Consider the following 14,349-nt stretch of genomic DNA (forward strand, 5'->3'; position numbering starts at 1 on the left):
TGTCTGGTAATGATGGCGAAGAGGCCACACCCGTTCCCATACCGAACACGGAAGTTAAGCTCTTCAGCGCCGATGGTAGTTGGGGGCTGTCCCCCTGTGAGAGTAGGACGTTGCCAGGCAAATATGAAGAAGAAGTTGGATTATATCCAACTTCTTTTTTTCCTTCTAAAAAGAGACAGATAAATTTACGTAACTTTGTTATAGTAAAATTAAAACTGAAACAAAGGTGATTATGATGAACTTTACATACGCAAAAGAAGATAACCTTGAAGAATTAAAAAAACGAGATTCACATATTTCTGCCAAGGTGTTACTAAAAAAAATAAGAGATGAAGAAATTATCTTAGTTAATGATGAAAAAGGAATGCTAGTAGGCTTTCTTCGCTTTAATTATTTTTGGGATAGCATTCCATTTATGAACATGCTGCAAATTGTAAGTACTGCAAGGAGAAAAGGCATCGGAAAAGCTCTAGTTACTTTTTGGGAAAGTGAAATGAAGAAACAAGGCCATAATTATGTATTAACTTCAACGCAATCAGATGAAGAAGCACAGCATTTTTATCGAAAGATAGATTATAAGGAAAATGGCTCGTTTATACTTCCAAATGAGCCACTTGAGATTATTTTTGGTAAAAAGCTTTAAATAAACATAAAGGAAAGAATGGTGAGCGCATGATTACTATTAGATCTGAACAAAAAGCTGACATCGAAAGGATCTATCAAATAAATACACTTGCTTTTGCTAGAGAAGGTGAAGGGAAATTAGTAAACGAAATACGAAAATCTCCTTATTTCATACCGCCCTTATCATTAGTAGCTGAAAATGATAAGGGTATAGTAATCGGTCATATTTTATTTAGTAAAATAACGATTGAAACAAGTGATAAATCTGTAGAGACATTAGCGTTAGGACCAGTAGCGGTAGTTCCAGATTTTCAAAGACAAGGAGTAGGTGGAGCTTTAATTAGGGAAGGTATTCGAAAAGCGAAAGGGTTAAACTATGATTCTGTTGTAGTACTTGGCCATGCAGAATACTATCCTAAGTTCGGCTTTAGTAAAGCAAGTGAAAAAGGAATAAAACCGCCATTTACCGTTCCAGATGAAGCTTTTATGATTCTTGAGTTAAAAGAAGAAGCATTAAAAAATGTGATAGGAACGGTTAAGTATACGGAACCATTTTTAAAAGTTTAGAACTTAATAGCACGATACTCAATTAATAGAAACAGAAAAAACTAGGATAATAAAATCCTAGTTTTTTTTTCTCCTCTTTCTTAATCTTCCATCGACTTAATAGAAACGTATGAATTTTTATCTTTCGGAAAAGCACGATAAAGCTGAATGATTAACAATCCTCGATGATATTTCCCTTCGACTTTGTCTTCACGAATTGGATATGGTAATTCAAAAGTTCGATTAAAATTCCCCGTATGAATTTCGGATTGAACAAGTTGAAAACCATCGTAACCTAAAGAGATTTTTCCGCTAACTTCAACGGTCCGGTAATTAGCATGAATTGATATTTCTTCAACATCGGTTACTCCAGGAAGACTGATGACGAGAATACATTCATTTTCTGTTTTATATATATTTGCTTTGGGAAAATGCTCTAACATCTCCTGAAATTCCATGAAAAAATTATCATTATTCATAAATTGTTCCATATGTTTTTTCCATTGCTTCATATTATCCATACCTTTAAACATAAACATCCCTCCACTTTTCTATTAATTATCATATGTGGGCGTAGTACATTTGGTCCGAAAAGAGGCGATTTCTTGCATGAAGGTAATGTAGTTAGTACAATGAGGGCAATACAAGCGCAAAGTTCAGGAGGGATTTTTTGTTAGATAATGCTTTAGTTATGATTGGCCTAATTTTACTTATTAATATCGTATACGTTTCCTTTTTTACGATCAGAATGATTTTGACCTTAAAAGGCCAGAGGTATTTAGCAGCATTTATAAGTGTTTTTGAAGTTATTATTTATGTTATTGGCCTAGGTATCGTTTTAGAGAACTTAGATAATCTATATAATTTAATTGCTTATGCAACCGGATATGGACTCGGTGTATTAGTGGGGATGAAAATTGAAGAAAAACTGGCACTAGGATATATTAAAGTTAACGTTATTGTTAAAGATGTTAATACAGAAATACCAAGAATTTTACGTGACAAGGGGTATGGTGTGACATCTTGGATTGCTAATGGTTTAGAAGGAGAACGGTTAATGATTGAAATATTAACATCCCGCAAATCGGAAGTAGATCTATATAATACCGTAAAGAAAATTGACGAAAAAGCATTTATTATTTCACATGAACCGAAAGCATTTTATGGAGGCTTCTGGGTTAAGAAAGTACGGAGGTAACGTCCTTGAAAAAACAAAAAAAGAGAAAGTTTGAAGTTCTTGATGGCGAGACAATTGATCAGTGTCTAGAAAGAATGGAAAAAGAAGGGTATACACCTGTTAGGAGAATGGAACGTCCAGTTTTTGAAGAAATTGTTGAAAATAAAGAAAAAATAAGAAAGCCTTTCAAACAGCAAATTATTTTTGAAGGGAAACTTAAAGGGGAGAAGTAATGTGATAGAGCGTTATACGCGACCTGAAATGAAAAAACTTTGGTCTGAAGAGAATAGGCTGCAATCTTGGTTAGAAGTTGAAATTTTAGCTTGTGAAGCATGGAGTGAGCTCGGAACAATTCCAAAAGAAGATGTAGCATTACTTCGCAAAAATGCGTCTTTTAATATTGATCGAGTAAAAGAAATAGAAGAAGAAACAAGACATGACGTTGTTGCATTTACTAGAGCTGTTTCTGAAACATTAGGGGAAGAGAAAAAGTGGGTCCACTATGGCCTTACTTCAACAGATGTTGTTGATACGGCCTTAGGTTATCAACTTAAGCAAGTGAATGACATTATAAAGCAAGACTTGGAAAGAATCGTACAAGTATTAAAGGAAAAAGCACAAGAACATAAGTATACGGTTATGATGGGGCGCACACATGGCATCCATGCTGAACCGACAACTTTTGGCTTAAAGATGGCACTATGGTATGAAGAAATGAAGCGAAATGTAGCACGTTTCGAGGAAGCTGCAGACGGCGTTCAATATGGGAAAATTTCAGGGGCAGTAGGTACATATGCCAATATCGAGCCATTTGTCGAAGAATATGTTTGTGAAAAATTAGGGATTAAACATGCTCCAATTTCAACGCAAACACTTCAGCGTGATCGCTTCGCTCATTATATGTCTGTCATTGCTCTTATTGCAACAAGTATTGAAAAGTTTGCAGTTGAAGTTCGCGGCTTACAAAAAAGTGAAACGAGAGAAGTCGAAGAGTATTTTGCAAAAGGTCAAAAAGGGTCTTCAGCTATGCCTCATAAGCGAAATCCAATTGGCTCGGAAAATGTTACAGGTTTAGCGAGAGTTATTCGAGGGTATATGGTAACGGCATATGAAAATGTCCCACTTTGGCATGAACGTGATATTTCACATTCTTCTGCAGAGAGAGTTATTTTACCTGATGCAACTACAGCATTAAATTATATTCTAAATCGCTTTACAAATATTATTAAAAATTTAACAGTCTTCCCTGAAAATATGAAACGAAACATGGATAAAACGTATGGCTTAATTTATTCACAACGAGTATTATTAGCGCTAATAAATAAAGGGCTAAGCCGTGAAGATGCTTATGATCTCGTCCAACCGAAAGCAATGGAGGCTTGGGAAACAGAACAACAGTTTAAAAAGCTAGTTTCTGAAGATAAACAAATATCCTCCCTATTAACAAAAAAGGAAATAGATGATTGCTTTGATTATAGCTATCATTTATCACAAGTAGATAATGTATTTAACCGTTTAGGGTTATAACTTAATCACTTTTTCCGGCGAATCCAAACATAAGATAGGGCAACAATACTTCCTATTAACGTTGCCAATATAAAAAGTGTATCCGATAAATATTCAAACATGTCATTCACTCCTGCTATAAAAGTCTCCCGTAACTTGGGAGACTTTTTTCAATTATTTTTATGGTTAATCTCAATTTTTGTTAAGACGGGTTTATGATTTCCTTTTCTTCCTCGATGTCACAGCAGTCACCTTTTTTAGGCATACATTTCATTAGTTCAGTGATTGGGCAGAAACGAGTAATTCCTTGAGCAACTTTCATTGCTCCGAGTAGCACTACCCAAAGATAAGACTGACACCATGGACGTTTCACTAATTTAGCAGTAGACCACGACAACATCGTTAATCCACAAGTAATACGAATCATTGCGTTAATAATTCCAATATTTGGACGCATTTTTTCACCTCCATTTCTACTTTCATGGTAGGATATAGGAAAAGAGACGAAGGGAGAACGTTCTTTATGTTTCATTGGGATGTCGAGCAAATTAGAAAACAAATTAATGTAATTAAAGGAAAAGAAAATCCTTCTAAAGTTTTAAAAAACGTTACTTACTTAAATGGTCCTCTAAAGAAATGGCTTTCTGGTCATATATGGATTAGTGAAAACCGCATCATATACGTCGGTGAAGAGCTGCCCGAAAATCTAGAAAATACGGAAGTTGTTGATTGTACTGGGCAATTTGCAGTTCCTGGTTATATCGAACCACATGCTCATCCATTTCAGTTATATAATCCCCTCACTTTAGCTCATTATGCATCACTACGTGGAACGACAACACTTGTCAGTGACAACCTTTTATTGTCAATTTTATTTAATAAACAGCAAGCTTTTTCATTCATAAATGCTTTGGATAAAGAAGTATCCTCCTTTTATTGGTGGGCAAGATATGATTCTCAAACAGTGTTGCAAAACGAAAGACAAACCTATACAAAAGAAACGTTAAAAGCGTGGACAGATCATCCGAATGTACTTCAAGGTGGCGAGTTAACAGGTTGGCCAAAAGTGCTTGCAGGTGAAGACGAACTTGTAAAAGCAATGATTGAAACTAGAAAAAATAACAAACCTATTGAAGGACACCTTCCAGCAGCCTCGGCAAAAACATTAACACAGCTGGCACTACTCGGTGTGACTAGTGACCATGAGTCAATGACGGGTAAAGATGTTTTTGAACGTTTACGTCTTGGGTATAACGTAGCATTAAGGTATTCATCGATTCGCCCGGACTTGCCGGCATTACTTGAAGAAATGAAAGAGTATGACCTAGCTTCTTACGACAAAATAATGTTTACGACTGACGGATCGACACCAGCTTTTTATGAGCAAGGTGTTATCGATAAAATGATCTCTATTGCACTAGAAAATGGAATACCGTCAGAAGAAGCGTATAATATGGCTTCTTATAATGCGGCAAGGCATTTGCGAATTGACGATGTTCACGGCATTATAGCGCCAGGACAAATCGCCCATATTAATATACTTTCAGATATAAATAATCCTACACCTATAGCCGTTTTGGCTAGTGGCGAATGGGTTTTAAGAAACAAGGAAGCTTGCATGGAGGAAAAGCCGTTTCCATGGGCGGATTTTGACGTGGAAAAGCTGAACATTAGCTGGGAATTAAAAGAGGCAGATTTTCAGTTTGAAACAAAAACTGGATTAAAAATGCTCAATTCAGTAATTATTAAACCGTACGAAAGAGAAGAAGAAGCTCTTGCAGAAGACGAAAGTTATGTCATGTTAATTGATCGAAATGGGAAGTGGCGAGTTAACACAATATTGAAAGGCTTTGCTACCAATGTTTGTGGATTTGTTAGCTCTTATTCTAATAGTGGCGATATTATTTTAATTGGAAGAAATAAAAATAGGATGATCGCAGCTTTTAACCGCATGAAACAAATAGGTGGAGGCATTGTGCTTAGTGATAACGAGGAGTTAGTATATGAGCTACCGTTACCTTTGGCGGGCGCTTTTTCGGATATGCCTTTAGTATGGTTAGCGAAGGAAAATACAAAATTAAAAGAAATGCTACAAGAGCGAGGATATCGATTTGAAGATCCTGTCTATACATTGTTGTTTTTGTCTTCCATTCACCTACCATATATTCGCGTGACTCCAGCAGGAATCTACAATGTTATGCAGAAAAGTATTCTCAATCCTTTCGAGGTGCGTTAAACTAAAGATAATACTAATAAGGAAGTTAGGTTGATACTTATGAAAAGGATATTATTTATAATTATTTTCACATTATTCGCCTTAACTGCGTGCTCTAATGGAGAGAAAAATAACGAAGAACTAAGTTCGCCAGACCCAGTAATTACTGATGAAAATGAAAATGCAAACGATGAAAGTACAGATGAAGAAGAAGTAGTAGAAGTAGTAGAAGAAGTAGAGGAATCTTTACCATACGTTTATCCATTAACAGGTATTCGAACAGATCAAGACATCTCACAACGTGTCATCGCTGTTATGTTAAATAACCACGTAAAAGCAAGACCACAATCGGGACTACATAAAGCAGATGTTGTCTATGAAGTTTTAGCCGAAGGAAACATCACTCGTTTTTTAGCTTTATATCAAAGTGATCTTCCAGAAGTATTTGGACCAATTCGTAGTGCAAGACATTATTATATGGATTTAAGTAATGGCTATAATGGTTTTTATATTCACCATGGATGGAGCCCATTGGCGAAAAAAATGGTGAAAAATGGCCAAATTGAAAACTTAAATGGACTTTATTTTGATGGAATATTATTTCATCGTGCACCGTTTAGAAAAGCTCCTCATAACTCGTACATTACCGTTGAAAATTTAATGGAAGGTGCAGACCGTAAAGGGTACGCATTTGAAGATACCGACATTTCACCCTTACCATTTTTAACAGAAGACGAAGTAGCATCTTTGTCAGGTGAAAAAGCAACTAGTGTTACTGTTACATATGCTTCTAGTTATGATGTGAAATACGAATATAATGCGGAAGAGATGACTTACACGAGATACAGTTCAGGTGTGAAAACAGTAGACTTAGAAACAGAAATACCAATTACAACAAAAAATATATTCGTTGTTGAAGTGCCTCATTACTTTATTGATAGCTATCCACGCCGAGGTTTAAGTTTAACTGATGGTGGAAAAGGATATCTTATAGGTAATGGAATTGTACGGGAAGTAGAATGGCAAAATGTTGATGGGCGAATTCTTCCATTCCACGATGGGAAAGAAGTTGGCTTTATTCCAGGAAAGACGTGGATTAATATTGTACCAACAGACCCAGGTTTAGAAGATAGCGTTACTATTGTCGGTAATGAATAATAGTTTCGTTTTAAAGCTCGAAGGGAGAAAAAAGCGTGTCCATAGAAAAATTAAAAAGTGAAGAATTTAATGAGTTATTTGAAGCTATACTTTCTTTAGATTCAGTGGAAGAGTGTTATAAATTTTTTGATGATATATGTACAATAAATGAAATTCAGTCAATATCACAAAGATTACAAGTAGCGAAAATGCTTAAAGGTGGATTAACTTATCAAAAGATAGAAACCGAGACTGGCGCAAGTACGGCAACAATCTCTCGTGTTAAGCGTTGCTTAAACTACGGAAATGATGGCTATAATATCGTTTTAAATCGCATATGTCCTACTACTGAAAAAGAGAGCCTGTAACATTTTGTTACAGGTTTTATTTCTTTTTAGAGTGCTCCAGTTTTTACGCCGTTAACCGATTGCTTCAGCTTTTCTTTATCTGTCTAGCTTCGACTCCTAGCGACTAGTTAACTTCATACTTCTCATTTGCGATAAGTCAACATCAAAGTGTAAGAACACTTTGTGTTTCCTTTATCTCACTCGAAGTATTCCAGTTCATACGTCGCTAAGCAGTCGTCTCAGCTTTTCTTTATCTGTCTAGCTTCAGCAATCAACGTCTAGAAAACTTCACACTCTTCATTTCGATAAGTCTACATCGAATAGTTACGACTATTCGTGTATCCTTTATCTTAATCAGAGTGCTCCAGTTTTTACGCCGTTAACCGATTGCTTCAGCTTTTCTTTATCTGTCTAGCTTCGACTCCTAGCGACTAGTTAACTTCATACTTCTCATTTGCGATAAGTCAACATCAAAGTGTAAGAACACTTTGTGTTTCCTTTATCTCACTCGAAGTATTCCAGTTCATACGTCGCTAAGCAGTCGTCTCAGCTTTTCTTTTTTGGACGGTTACCATGTTATTTTGTTATAATTTTTTCATGAAGATGTAGGAGGAAACACGATGATGGAGTATCAAACATGGCAACATGTTTTTAAATTAGACCCTAATAAAGAAATCAATGATGAAAACTTAGAATTGATTTGTGAATCTGGTACGGACGCAGTAATTGTTGGTGGAACCGACGGAGTTACAATTGATAATACACTAGACTTATTAATGCGAATTCGTAGATATTCTGTACCTTGCGTACTCGAAGTTTCAACGATTGAAGCACTGACACCTGGCTTTGATTATTATTTTATCCCAACAGTGTTGAATAGTAATGAAACAAAATGGGTAACAGGTTTACATCACGAAGCTGTTAAGGAATACGGAGATATTATGAACTGGGATGAAATTGTCATGGAAGGCTACTGTATTTTAAATGAAAAATGTAAAGCTGCGGAAGTGACAAAAGTGAATGCGAATTTGGAAGTTAATGACGTTGTTGCCTATGCACGAATGGCAGAAAAGATGTACAACCTTCCAATTTTTTATTTAGAGTATAGTGGAACATATGGCGATCCTGCAATTGTTGAAAAAGTGAATAACACACTAACAAATACGAAACTTTTTTACGGCGGTGGCATTGACTCGAAGGAAAGTGCGAAAGAGATGAGCAGGTTTGCTGATACGATCGTAGTTGGCAATGTCATTTATGAAGATTTAAAAGCTGCCTTAGCTACAGTAACAGCAGTAAAACAAACAAACGTTTAAGGAGTGCAACAAATGAATACGATGAGCGAACGTTTAGTAGAAGGATTGAATAAAGAACAAAAAGAAGCAGTAAAACATACAGAAGGACCACTATTAATAATGGCTGGTGCGGGAAGTGGTAAGACTAGAGTTTTAACACATCGTATGGCGTATTTAATTGTTGAGAAAGGTGTTACACCATGGAACATTCTAGCACTAACCTTTACAAATAAAGCGGCTCGTGAGATGAAGGACCGTATTTCCGCTATTATCGGACCATCTGCTGAAGATATGTGGGTATCAACGTTCCACTCAATGTGTGTTCGTATTCTTAGAAGAGATATAGACCGAATTGGTTTTAATCGTAACTTCTCAATCATTGATTCAAGCGACCAATTAACGGTCATTAAAAACATTTTAAAAGCGCAAAACAAAGACCCGAAAAAATGGGATCCGAAGACAATTTTAGGTTCGATTAGTAGCGCGAAAAATGAATTGAAAACGGCGGAACATTTTAGTAGAACAGCCGGGGATCATTATGACAAAATCGTTAGTGAAGTATATACAGCATATGAAAAGCGTTTAAAGCAAAACCATGCATTAGACTTCGATGATTTAATTATGTCAACAATTCATCTGTTTAAGCGTGTACCTGAAGTACTTGAATTTTATCAACGTAAATTTCAATACATTCACGTCGATGAGTATCAAGATACCAACCGTGCACAATACGTATTAGTGCAAATGATGGCAGAGAAGTACAAAAACATTTGTGTTGTAGGTGACTCAGACCAATCGATTTACCGCTGGCGTGGCGCCGATATTGCTAATATTTTATCGTTTGAAAAAGACTATGATAATGCGGAAGTTATTTTATTAGAACAAAACTATCGTTCAACGAAAAGTATTTTAGAAGCGGCAAACAACGTTATCGAAAAAAACATGAACCGAAAGCCGAAAAAACTTTGGACAGAAAACCCTGATGGCAAAAAGATTAATTATTACCAAGGTGATAATGAGCATGATGAGGCACGATTTGTTGCTGGTAAAATTAAAGAATACGTTGATAATGGGAAGTATTCTTATTCAGATATTGCAATACTATACAGAACGAATGCTCAGTCCCGTGTCATGGAGGAAATGTTCCTTAAGGCAAATATGAATTACACAATTGTTGGCGGAACAAAGTTCTATGACAGAAAAGAAATTAAAGATTTACTAGCGTATCTTCGCTTAATTGCGAACCCTGATGATGACATTAGCATGCGCCGAATTATTAACGTACCAAAAAGAGGAATTGGGGCAACAACAGTTGATAAAATTGCTCTTTATGCCGATCAAAATGATATGTCGATGTCACGAGCATTAATGGAAGTTGAGCAAATTGGTCTAAGTGCTAGGTTCACAAATTCTTTAAGAGAGTTCGCAGCCCTTATGAACAATTGGACAAAAATGCAAGAGTTCTTATCTGTTACAGAGCTCGTGGAAGAAGTAATTAAGAAGACAGGTTACAGTGATATGCTAAAAGCCGAAAAATCGCTAGAAGCAGAATCTCGCCTTGAAAACATCGAGGAATTTTTATCAGTAACGAAAGAATTTGAAAAAGGTTCTGATGATAAAAGTTTAATCTCCTTTTTAACAGACCTAGCATTAGTAGCTGATATTGACCAAGTAGATGAAGAAGAAACTAAAACTAACGATAAAATTGTCTTAATGACGTTACACTCTGCTAAAGGACTTGAATTCCCACTTGTATTCTTAATGGGAATGGAAGAAGGCGTCTTCCCACATAGTAGATCTCTTTTTGAAGAGGAAGAAATGGAAGAGGAACGTCGTCTTGCTTATGTAGGGATAACGAGAGCAGAAAAAGAATTATATTTAACGAATGCAAAGATTCGTACTTTATTCGGCCGGACAAATGTAAACCCTGCATCACGCTTTATCCAAGAGATTCCTGAACATTTATTAAATGACTTAAACGAAGGGAAAATTCCTTGGAAACAACCGAACCGAAACAATGTTGCACAACAACCTACTAGAACAACGATGCGTCCGAAAGCAACGACAACAGGCGGAGAACAACATGGTTGGAAAGTTGGCGACAAAGCCGCGCATGGCAAATGGGGAACTGGTACAGTTGTTAGTACAAAGGGAGAAGGCGATTCATTAGAATTGGATATTGCATTCCCACAACCTGTTGGAATAAAACGTTTACTTGCAAAATTTGCGCCAATTACGAAGGCGTAATTAGTAGGAGGTATTGCATTGGACTTAACACAAGCGAAAACGCGTGTTGAAAAGCTACGTGAACTACTGGAAGATTACAATTATCAATACCATGTGTTAGATAACCCACAAGTATCTGACGAAGAATATGATCAACTAATGAACGAACTCATTGAACTTGAAGGGAACTATCCTGAACTTGCTTCAGAGGATTCTCCTACGCAACGTGTAGGTGGCATCCCTTTAGGTGCTTTCGAAAAAGTCGACCATAAAACACCGATGTTAAGTTTAAGCAATGCCTTCAATGAAGAAGACTTACGAGACTTTAACAAGCGTGTGAAACAAGCTGTAGGCGAAAAGGTCTCCTACATGTGCGAGCTAAAAATTGATGGACTTGCTGTTTCGTTGAAGTATGAAGATGGGCGATTTGTTCAAGGTGCTACGAGAGGCGACGGGCAAACTGGAGAAGACATAACAAATAATTTAAAGACAATTCGTTCGATTCCTTTAAAACTAAAGGAAGCTGTTTCTTTAGAAGTCCGCGGCGAGGCATTCATGCCTAAAAAGTCGTTCGAACAGCTGAATGAAGCTCGCGAACAAAGTGAAGAAGAACCATTTGCCAACCCACGTAACGCTGCAGCAGGGTCGTTAAGACAACTGGATCCAAAAATTGCGGCTAGCCGTAACTTAGATATCTACCTTTACAGCATCGCGGATTTAGGGAATCTCGAGGTATCGACGCATCAACAAGCATTAGACTATTTAGAGAAGTTAGGGCTTAAGACGAATAAAGAAAGAAAACACTGCCCTTCAATAGAAGATGTCATTACTTATGTGAATAGTTGGTTAGAAAAAAGACCACATCTTCCTTATGAAATTGACGGCATAGTAATTAAAGTGAATGAGCTTGATAACCAAAACGAGCTAGGTTTTACTGCGAAAAGTCCTAGATGGGCAACAGCTTACAAATTTCCTGCAGAGGAAGTAGTTACTCAACTGCAAGATATTGAATTAAGCATTGGCCGCACAGGTGTCGTCACACCAACGGCAATTTTAGCACCAGTAAAAGTAGCTGGAACGACAGTGAAGCGGGCTTCATTACATAATGAAGATTTAATTAAAGAAAAAGACCTCAAGCTCGGTGACTACGTTGTTATTAAAAAGGCTGGAGATATTATTCCAGAAGTCGTAAAAGTGTTGGAAGAACGCCGTACTGGAGAAGAACGAGAATTTTCAATGCCGACAGAGTGTCCGGCTTGCAGTAGTGAGCTCATTCGCATTGAAGATGAAGTGGCACTTAGGTGTATTAACCCTAAATGTCCAGCACAGACATTAGAGGGGATTATCCACTTTGTTTCAAGAACGGCAATGAATATCGATGGCTTAGGAGAGCGTCTTATAACACAACTGTTTGAAGCCGAGTTAATCGTCGATATTTCTGATTTATATCATTTAGAAGCCGAAGAGCTCCTAAAGCTCGAACGTATGGGACAAAAATCTGTCGACAATTTATTATCCGCAATAGAAGACTCGAAAGGACGCTCCCTTGAAAAGTTACTTTTCGGTTTAGGGATAAGACATGTTGGTGCGAAAGCTGCGAAAACATTAGCGCAACAATTTGAAACGATGGATCGATTAAAAGAAGCATCGAAAGAAGAAATAATCGCAATAAATGAAATAGGTGACAAAATGGCAGACTCGATTGTGAACTATTTTGCAAAACCAGAAGTTGCAGAACTGATCGATAAGCTGAAAAATGCTGGCTTAAATATGGAATACATCGGTCCGGAAGCAGCCGACATTGACGAAGAGAAGGCTATTTTTGCAGGAAAAACAGTCGTTCTAACAGGGAAGCTTGAAACGTTATCGAGATCTGATGCAAAACTGCAAATTGAAACACTTGGCGGTAATGTAACAGGTAGTGTAAGTAAAAAAACAGATCTTGTAGTAGCTGGGAAAGAAGCAGGCTCGAAGCTTACGAAAGCAAATGAATTGAACATTGAAGTTTGGGATGAGGAAAAGCTAATAGAAGTGTTACAAGCTGTGAGGTGAGAGAGTGATTAACCGGAGGATATTTATTTTTGTCATCTTGATGATTGTTTTATCAGGATGCATACCAAGTTTTGAATCAGAAGAAGAAAAGATAGAGGAAATTAAAGAAGAAGAGGATCAACTGATCATCTTGCCAAACATAAAAACAGCTGAAGAGTATTACCAAACGGTACTTCCGTACGAGCATAGTGAGGCTCGTGGTCTAATCCTATATGGCTTAAATTCTCGCTTGGATATTGATGAGTTAGAGATTGGTCTAATGCGATTAGCACAGGATACATTTAGTCCAGAAAAATACTTCTTCCAAGAAGGGCAATTACTTTCAGGTAACGTTGTTAATAACTGGCTAAAACGTAAAGATGCACATGAACTAGGGTTAAATCCGGCAGTAAACATTTTGCCAGAAGATACTTGGCAAGAGAAAATTAATAAAAATAAAGAAAAACCAAGTTACCTTTCTTATATTTTAGAGCATAACTACCTTGTGAAAAAGGAAGAAGGGGTAGTAGAACTTGGAGGAGTAGTCCTTGGCGTTTCCTTAAATTCAATCTTTTACATTGATGTGTATGATGATGCTCGCCTTAAACATTTCGACCACGTCGTGTTAAATGATGAAGAAATTGAAAAACAAGGGAAGATTATCGCTGGGAAAATTGCTCAAAGAGTAAGAAGCATGCCAAATATGGTAGATGTCCCAATTATTATCGGCCTATTTAAAGAGGCACCAAAAAGCTCTGTCATACCAGGATCTTTTATCGCAATGACAGTAGTTGAGCCAGGTAAATCATCCATTGCAAGCTGGAAGGCAATTAATGAAAAATATGTCTTGTTTCCATCTAGTGATGCTGCAAAAACAGATACAACTATGTCTAATCAATTCGAGCAATTTAAAGAGAAAATAGATGAGTTTTTTCCTAACTATGTAGGAATAATAGGAAAAGGATTTTATAAAGATGATAACTTGCAACGACTAGTCATTGACATTCCTATTCAATTTTACGGAAAAACAGAAATCATCTCATTTACACAATTTGTAACAGCTTTAATGATGAACGGAACCTTCCCTAATGATATCCTAATTGAAGTAAATATTAGCTCTCTTCAAGGAGCAGAAAGTTTAATTGTTGTTAAACCTGGAGAGAAAGATCCACTCGTCCATATATATAGATAATAGTTTAGGTTTGAAGTCGCTTACAATATCAGTTAGAATTGTAGTGAATTATA

At 36.7% G+C, this 14,349-nt stretch carries 15 protein-coding genes and 1 rRNA gene; 13 read left to right on the forward strand and 3 right to left on the reverse strand.

Annotated elements, in window-relative coordinates:
* The first annotated feature begins 2 nt into the window (after positions 1-2).
* The 3 genes from rrf to CIB95_RS08575 all read left to right on the forward strand — a co-directional run bounded on the left by rrf (position 3) and on the right by CIB95_RS08575 (position 1,191).
* Positions 3-119, forward strand: a 5S ribosomal RNA gene (gene rrf / locus CIB95_RS08565).
* 113 nt (positions 120-232) lie between these two features.
* Complete coding sequence (locus CIB95_RS08570; protein ID WP_233144094.1) at positions 233-643, forward strand: GNAT family N-acetyltransferase; 411 nt, start codon at positions 233-235, stop codon at positions 641-643.
* A 29-nt stretch (positions 644-672) separates the two neighbouring features.
* Positions 673-1,191 carry a GNAT family N-acetyltransferase gene (locus CIB95_RS08575; RefSeq protein WP_094924249.1) on the forward strand — a complete coding sequence of 173 codons (519 nt, stop codon included), beginning with the start codon at positions 673-675 and terminating at the stop codon, positions 1,189-1,191.
* A gap of 80 nt (positions 1,192-1,271) precedes the next feature.
* Here CIB95_RS08575 and CIB95_RS08580 read toward each other — a convergent pair whose 3' ends face one another.
* Positions 1,272-1,703, reverse strand: a complete 432-nt coding sequence (locus CIB95_RS08580; RefSeq protein WP_158217591.1) for an Hsp20/alpha crystallin family protein — start codon at positions 1,701-1,703, stop codon at positions 1,272-1,274.
* Positions 1,704-1,861: 158 nt separating this feature from the next.
* On the opposite strand from CIB95_RS08580, the gene CIB95_RS08585 reads away from it, so the two are divergent.
* Genes CIB95_RS08585 through purB form a run of 3 tightly spaced genes read left to right on the forward strand, consistent with a single transcriptional unit; the run spans position 1,862 to position 3,874 of the window.
* Positions 1,862-2,368, forward strand: a complete 507-nt coding sequence (locus CIB95_RS08585; protein WP_198949186.1) for a DUF2179 domain-containing protein — start codon at positions 1,862-1,864, stop codon at positions 2,366-2,368.
* Positions 2,369-2,373: 5 nt separating this feature from the next.
* Entirely contained in the window at positions 2,374-2,580 is a 207-nt protein-coding gene (locus tag CIB95_RS08590) for an NETI motif-containing protein (protein ID WP_094924253.1), read from the forward strand.
* Position 2,581: 1 nt separating this feature from the next.
* Positions 2,582-3,874 (forward strand): adenylosuccinate lyase, encoded by a 1,293-nt coding sequence (purB, locus tag CIB95_RS08595; protein ID WP_094924255.1) that lies wholly within the window; start codon positions 2,582-2,584, stop codon positions 3,872-3,874.
* Positions 3,875-3,879: 5 nt separating this feature from the next.
* Here purB and CIB95_RS16570 read toward each other — a convergent pair whose 3' ends face one another.
* Together CIB95_RS16570 and CIB95_RS08600 are read right to left on the reverse strand one after the other, a co-directional pair.
* Positions 3,880-3,975, reverse strand: a complete 96-nt coding sequence (locus tag CIB95_RS16570; protein WP_332893193.1) for an EYxxD motif small membrane protein — start codon at positions 3,973-3,975, stop codon at positions 3,880-3,882.
* Between the two features lie 80 nt (positions 3,976-4,055).
* Positions 4,056-4,310, reverse strand: coding sequence for a YgaP family membrane protein (locus CIB95_RS08600; protein WP_094924256.1), 255 nt, complete (start codon positions 4,308-4,310; stop codon positions 4,056-4,058).
* 66 nt (positions 4,311-4,376) lie between these two features.
* Here CIB95_RS08600 and CIB95_RS08605 point away from each other — a divergent pair, with 66 nt between their 5' ends.
* The 7 genes from CIB95_RS08605 (at position 4,377) to CIB95_RS08635 (ending at position 14,296) form a co-directional block, all read left to right on the forward strand.
* Entirely contained in the window at positions 4,377-6,089 is a 1,713-nt protein-coding gene (locus CIB95_RS08605; RefSeq protein WP_233144095.1) for an adenine deaminase C-terminal domain-containing protein, read from the forward strand.
* 39 nt (positions 6,090-6,128) lie between these two features.
* Entirely contained in the window at positions 6,129-7,226 is a 1,098-nt protein-coding gene (locus CIB95_RS08610; protein ID WP_094924259.1) for a DUF3048 domain-containing protein, read from the forward strand.
* A 35-nt stretch (positions 7,227-7,261) separates the two neighbouring features.
* A complete protein-coding gene (locus CIB95_RS08615; protein ID WP_094924261.1) occupies positions 7,262-7,573 on the forward strand; it encodes a YerC/YecD family TrpR-related protein in 312 nt (103 codons plus the stop codon).
* Positions 7,574-8,172: 599 nt separating this feature from the next.
* Positions 8,173-8,868, forward strand: coding sequence for a heptaprenylglyceryl phosphate synthase (gene pcrB / locus CIB95_RS08620; protein ID WP_094924262.1), 696 nt, complete (start codon positions 8,173-8,175; stop codon positions 8,866-8,868).
* Between the two features lie 12 nt (positions 8,869-8,880).
* Complete coding sequence (pcrA, locus tag CIB95_RS08625; protein WP_094924264.1) at positions 8,881-11,094, forward strand: DNA helicase PcrA; 2,214 nt, start codon at positions 8,881-8,883, stop codon at positions 11,092-11,094.
* A gap of 18 nt (positions 11,095-11,112) precedes the next feature.
* Positions 11,113-13,125: an NAD-dependent DNA ligase LigA gene (ligA, locus tag CIB95_RS08630; protein WP_094924265.1), complete on the forward strand. Its 2,013-nt coding sequence runs from the start codon at positions 11,113-11,115 to the stop codon at positions 13,123-13,125.
* A gap of 4 nt (positions 13,126-13,129) precedes the next feature.
* Positions 13,130-14,296 carry a CamS family sex pheromone protein gene (locus CIB95_RS08635; RefSeq protein ID WP_142296483.1) on the forward strand — a complete coding sequence of 389 codons (1,167 nt, stop codon included), beginning with the start codon at positions 13,130-13,132 and terminating at the stop codon, positions 14,294-14,296.
* The last annotated feature ends 53 nt before the right edge of the window (positions 14,297-14,349 follow it).

Origin of the sequence: Lottiidibacillus patelloidae (assembly GCF_002262935.1) — a bacterium.
In the GTDB taxonomy this organism is placed as follows: Bacteria; Bacillota; Bacilli; order Bacillales; family SA5d-4; genus Lottiidibacillus; species Lottiidibacillus patelloidae.